The organism is Chitinophaga sp., from assembly GCF_035564935.1.
In the GTDB taxonomy this organism is placed as follows: Bacteria; Bacteroidota; Bacteroidia; order Chitinophagales; family Chitinophagaceae; genus Chitinophaga.
Map to the genome: position 1 here is coordinate 1 of NZ_DATMTE010000148.1, position 4,891 is coordinate 4,891.

The following is a 4,891-nucleotide window of genomic DNA, read 5'->3' on the forward strand; positions in this document are numbered from 1 at the left end:
GGAGTAACTCCTGTAATATTAGCATATTCTCCATGTACTATTTTAACCCCAGGTAATCCCGTATACATGACAGTACAGGATAGTTGTACAATCATTTCTTTCTAAATTAGAGTAACATACAAATACGGCTATTAGAAGACCTCAGATTTTTTCTGATATACAGAGATAATATTCCAGCGATCGATTTCACGTTATTAAATTCCGTCTTATGAAACCTTGCGCAATTCTTTTTATTGCGACTGTCGTTGTATTTGCCGGATGCAGGAAAGCATCTTTACAAAAGATACCCATCTCAAAGACAATGGCAATGCAGCAGGTGGCTGTATTTGAAAGTACAGATATTCCTGTAACGAGTGTAACCACATCGTCTGCCTTATGGCCGGCAGCGGCGCTGAAAGACAGTAATGACGCAACTATATGGAGTTCCAATATTCACGCCAGTGGAGGAGAAACAGAATGGGTAGCTTATTGGTTTAACAGCTCTGATAGCGTAAACTATATTAAGATGCTTCCCCGCTATGGCGCCACAGGCGCGCTTGGATTTCCTGTCAGCTTTCGCATCTATACATCTAATGGAAGCAGTTGGGTGCTTGCGGTTACTGATACCGCTTTCCCTGTACCGCAGAATGGATGGGTCATATTGCCGTTGCCATCTACCATTTATACCAATGGTATTCAGATTGTGGTCACAACATTGGGGAAAGACAATGTAAACAACTATGTATTTCAGCTGGCGGAGGTAAGTGCCGGCCACGATGCAAAGTTTGATCATTTTAAGTTCATCAGTAATAATAATGTTTACCAGCAAAATGAGATCAGGAACGTTGGCTCAGGTACATTTAATCCCAATAAAATAACCAACTGGAATTATGATGATAGGAATCCTATCATAGTGGCACAGGCCGGAGGTAACAGCAATATATATGCACCCAGTATCCAGGCCAATGGCGGCGCATGGAATGTTTATTTTGGGGGCTGGGATGGAACCACAGATGGCAACGATCGTATATAGCGATGGCACCGGGGCGCAGTGGGGTAATGTAGAGAGCGCCTATGGGCCGGACCGTATTAAATTATACATGAATACCAATATTGAAACCGGGCATTTTTATGTTTATGATACAGATGGGTCTACCCTGTTGTATACCAGTCCACGGGTAACTATGCGGTCGGGAGATATCTGGGAATACCGGCCATAAAACTATGCGGCCATCAACTATACTGTTACACCTGAAAAATACATCTATCACATGAAGCAATTTTTTATCCTGGCACTGGCATTTGCAACAGGCGGTTGCAATAAGCTGAAGAATTTTACGGAAGATAATTATAAGAAAAAAGATACCATCTACAGCGATACTTTTAACGTGGCGGCAGGATGGGATATCTATACCGGTGGGGTATACCGTTACGGGCCTTCCATCATCAGGCATCCGGATGGTTCTTTTGATGCCTGGTTTGCCGCTCCCGGCGGCACTTTCGGGGACAAGGTGCTGTACTTCAACGAGGGAGGGCTGCAAAGCCCCGTAGGGCTGTCGGGCGGTAATACCGCCGCCCAGCAGTTCACTGCTGCCAGCCCGTTCTATGCTATCAATGTGGCATGCCCCAACTGAAACTCCACCAACAGCAGTTTAACGCTGAGCCTCTACCAGTGGAACACCGATTATGCCACTACAGTTGCAGGTACGGCGCTGGCTACTATGGCCTATACGAATTATATCGACAACCAGAACCTGCAGCTGGCCAGGGACGCTTACTTTGCTGCGGGAACATACCTGTGGGTATTAAGTGATCCTGCCGGAACGGCGGGCGTTTGGAAAAAAGATGGCAACATAAGCGGTGTGCTTAATTATCTGAATGGCCAGCCTGTTACCGGAAGCTACCAGTCGTTTATCCTGCTTAATAAATCTTCCGGCGGCGCTTATTGGGACCAGATCGCGTACCGGCATTCAACGGATGAGGGTAATACCTGGACTACTGATTCAATGGTATTAAAACCAACGGAAGGTACCCGCGATCAGCTCTCTGTTTGCGATCCGGGGGTCATAAAATCCGGGAGTTATTATTATATAGGTTATACTTCTACTGAAAATACAGCAGGCGTTTTTAATCATGCATATGTGGCCAGGTCTTTATCGCCAACCGTCCGTGGGAAAAGTGGGATGGAAGCGGCTGGGGCGGCAACCCTCAACCGGTTATTACGTTTACCGGCGATGCTACGGCCTGGGGCGCAGGCGAACCACGGATGCTGGTGAATAATGATACCTTGTTCTTCTATTATACCTGGACCGATACAAATATCAATGAGACCCGCGTGGCTACGGTTAGTGCCAGCGATGCCAACTGGCCGGCGCATCTTAGTTTTCATGGAACTGCTGTGAATAAGACCGGCATAGCAGGGGCGGACCGCTGCGATATTAAATATCGTGATGACCTGAAAAAATACCAGGCTATTCACACCGCTTCCAGGTTAACGGCCAACAGCTATATCGCGTTATGGGAATCTGCAGATGGATTGTCTTTTACAAAGATTGCCGAAATACGGACCAACCTGCATCCTTACCTGCACAATTGCGGATGGAGCGGCGATGAAAGAGGACACATCAACCCGGATAAACAACAGTACCTATCGTATGCCTATGGTCCCAACTGGGCCAACTGGAATACCGCATGGCATCCTATCAGTTTCCAGCCTTAGTTAAAAAAATACGGGCAGCTTCTTATAGCCAGCAAAACACCCGGGGCAGCTTTTACCGGCTGCCCTGCAGGCTTCTATTTTTCTGAAAAAATAAAACAAATCATTTGACATCAGGATAGTGCAGGTTGCCGCAATGAAAGGGGCGCACTATTTTATTTAACCAATTCCTCCTACTATGAACAACAGCATCATCTTCCGTAATATTTTTACCGGAACTTTTTTACTCATTGCATTAAGTGCCGCAATGACAGATACAAATCATGTTACGGGTAAAGAAAATTCCCTGAAACCTTTAGCTGATACCGCCGGCAGCGGGAATTACTACCGGGATCTGTACGCCGATACCTGGGTGGCTTCCGATGCATTGGGGCGAACGATGCCCGGTTTGCAGGAAGCGGGGCCTGTAAAAAAAGACCAGCAACGGGTTGTAGGAATGTTTTATATCACCTGGCATGATGATGGTAATGCCAATGCAAAAAGTCCTTATGCTGCAGATGTTACCAAAGTACTCGCGGAAAACCCGGATGCCCGTATGAATGCCAAGCATCCGCGCTGGGCCTACGGTTCCTATCATTGGGGTGAGCCGGAAATGGGCTATTTCCTGAGCAAAGATGAATACGTGATCCGGAAAGATATGTCGATGCTGGCCGATGCCGGTGTAGATGTGCTGGTAATGGATGTTACCAATGCAGTGAGATATTGGGACGAATGGGAGGTACTTTTTACTACGATGCAAAAAATGAAAGCGGAGGGAAATAAACTACCTCAATTTTGCTTCTGGGCATTTAACGGCCCGGTGATCACGGTAGTGCAGGATCTTTACGACCGCATCTATAAAAACAACCGCTTCAGTGACCTGTGGTTCTACTGGGATGGTAAACCGCTGTTGTTATACAACGGCACCCCGGAATACGATGCCAACGGGCAGGGTACCAAAAACGCCAATCATCACTATGATTCATCTGCCAGCACAAATGCAGATCACCCGCATTATGGCGACCCTGGTTATACAGAACGTTTTTATAAAGATTACACCAAAGAGGTGAAAAAATTCTTCACGCTGCGCAGTATGTGGTGGGGCTATTATAAATGGGCAGGCAAACGTTTTATAGGTACGGAAGACAACTGGAGCTTTGGCTATGATCTTGGCAATGAAAAGGTGAGCGCCATGGATACGGATAGCCTTGTTTCCAGGCATAAGGGGAAAAAAGAAGAAGCCGCCGTTACGCCGGCGCAGCACCCTTCCAGCCTGGTGGGCAAGTCGTGGTCAAGGGCCAATGGCGAACCGCCGCTGAATCAATATGATCTTCCTGAACCAACTTATGTGCCCTGGCTGAAAAAAACAGTGAATAATCCCGAAGGCTATGGTATCTATTTCCAGGAGAGATGGGAGGAAGCGCTCAAAGCCGATCCGCAGTTCCTGTATCTTAACGACTGGAACGAATGGACCGCCGGCAAGTACCAGCCGGATAGCGGTAAAACTACCCCGTTTATGCGCCGTAACAATCCATACTTCTTTGTTGACCAATATAATGCTGAATTTAACCGTTCTATTCAGCCTATGAAAAACGGGTATACGGACAACTATTACATGCAGATGGCGCAAAATATCCGCCGCTACAAGGGGGTACGGCCTATACCTGAATTGAATGGATTATCCCGGATAAAAATTGATGGCAGTTTCGGGGAATGGAAAAATATAAAAGTAGAATACAGGGATACCAATGGGGATGTTGCACATCGTGATAACAAGGGATATGGCGGCACGCACTATAAAAATGAATCAGGCCGCAATGATATCATCACCAGTAAAGTATTAGTAGATCGTGAAACTATTGGCTTTTATGTTGAAACCGTCGGGAAGCTCACTTCGCATACAGACAAGAACTGGATGTTGTTATTAATTGATGCCGATAACAATCCGGCAACCGGCTGGTATGGCTATGATTATGTTGTTAATAAACAGGTAAAGAACGAAAATACCACTACGCTGATGCGCTACAATAACGATCATCAATGGGTGGAAGTAGCTGTTTTACCCTACCGTTATGCCGGGAACAAATTAGAGCTGGCTGTTCCACGGGAATTACTTGGGCTTGGCGGGAGTAAATTCACCTTTGATTTCAAATGGAGCGATAATCCTGCTGACCTGAAAGACCCGATATCATTGTGCACTGATGGTGATGCCGCGCC

Annotated in this window: 6 protein-coding genes; all 6 read left to right on the forward strand. The window is 46.5% G+C overall.

All coding sequences use genetic code 11. The features are described from left to right. Positions 1-208: 208 nt before the first annotated feature. Positions 209-1,012: a discoidin domain-containing protein gene (locus VN105_RS03960; protein WP_325638149.1), complete on the forward strand. Its 804-nt coding sequence runs from the start codon at positions 209-211 to the stop codon at positions 1,010-1,012. Beyond that, positions 981-1,199 (forward strand): hypothetical protein, encoded by a 219-nt coding sequence (locus VN105_RS03965; RefSeq protein ID WP_325638151.1) that lies wholly within the window; start codon positions 981-983, stop codon positions 1,197-1,199. Before VN105_RS03960 ends, VN105_RS03965 begins: the two co-directional genes overlap by 32 nt. A 51-nt stretch (positions 1,200-1,250) precedes the next feature. Further along, a complete protein-coding gene (locus VN105_RS03970; RefSeq protein WP_325638153.1) occupies positions 1,251-1,613 on the forward strand; it encodes a hypothetical protein in 363 nt (120 codons plus the stop codon). A gap of 87 nt (positions 1,614-1,700) precedes the next feature. Next, the gene (locus VN105_RS03975; protein ID WP_325638155.1) at positions 1,701-2,255 is read left to right on the forward strand and encodes a hypothetical protein; all 555 of its coding nucleotides are present in this window, start codon (positions 1,701-1,703) and stop codon (positions 2,253-2,255) included. Beyond that, a complete protein-coding gene (locus VN105_RS03980; RefSeq protein WP_325638156.1) occupies positions 2,252-2,698 on the forward strand; it encodes a hypothetical protein in 447 nt (148 codons plus the stop codon). Before VN105_RS03975 ends, VN105_RS03980 begins: the two co-directional genes overlap by 4 nt. 175 nt (positions 2,699-2,873) lie before the next feature. Further along, positions 2,874-4,891: hypothetical protein (locus VN105_RS03985; RefSeq protein ID WP_325638158.1), on the forward strand; the 2,018-nt coding region annotated here is incomplete at its 3' end.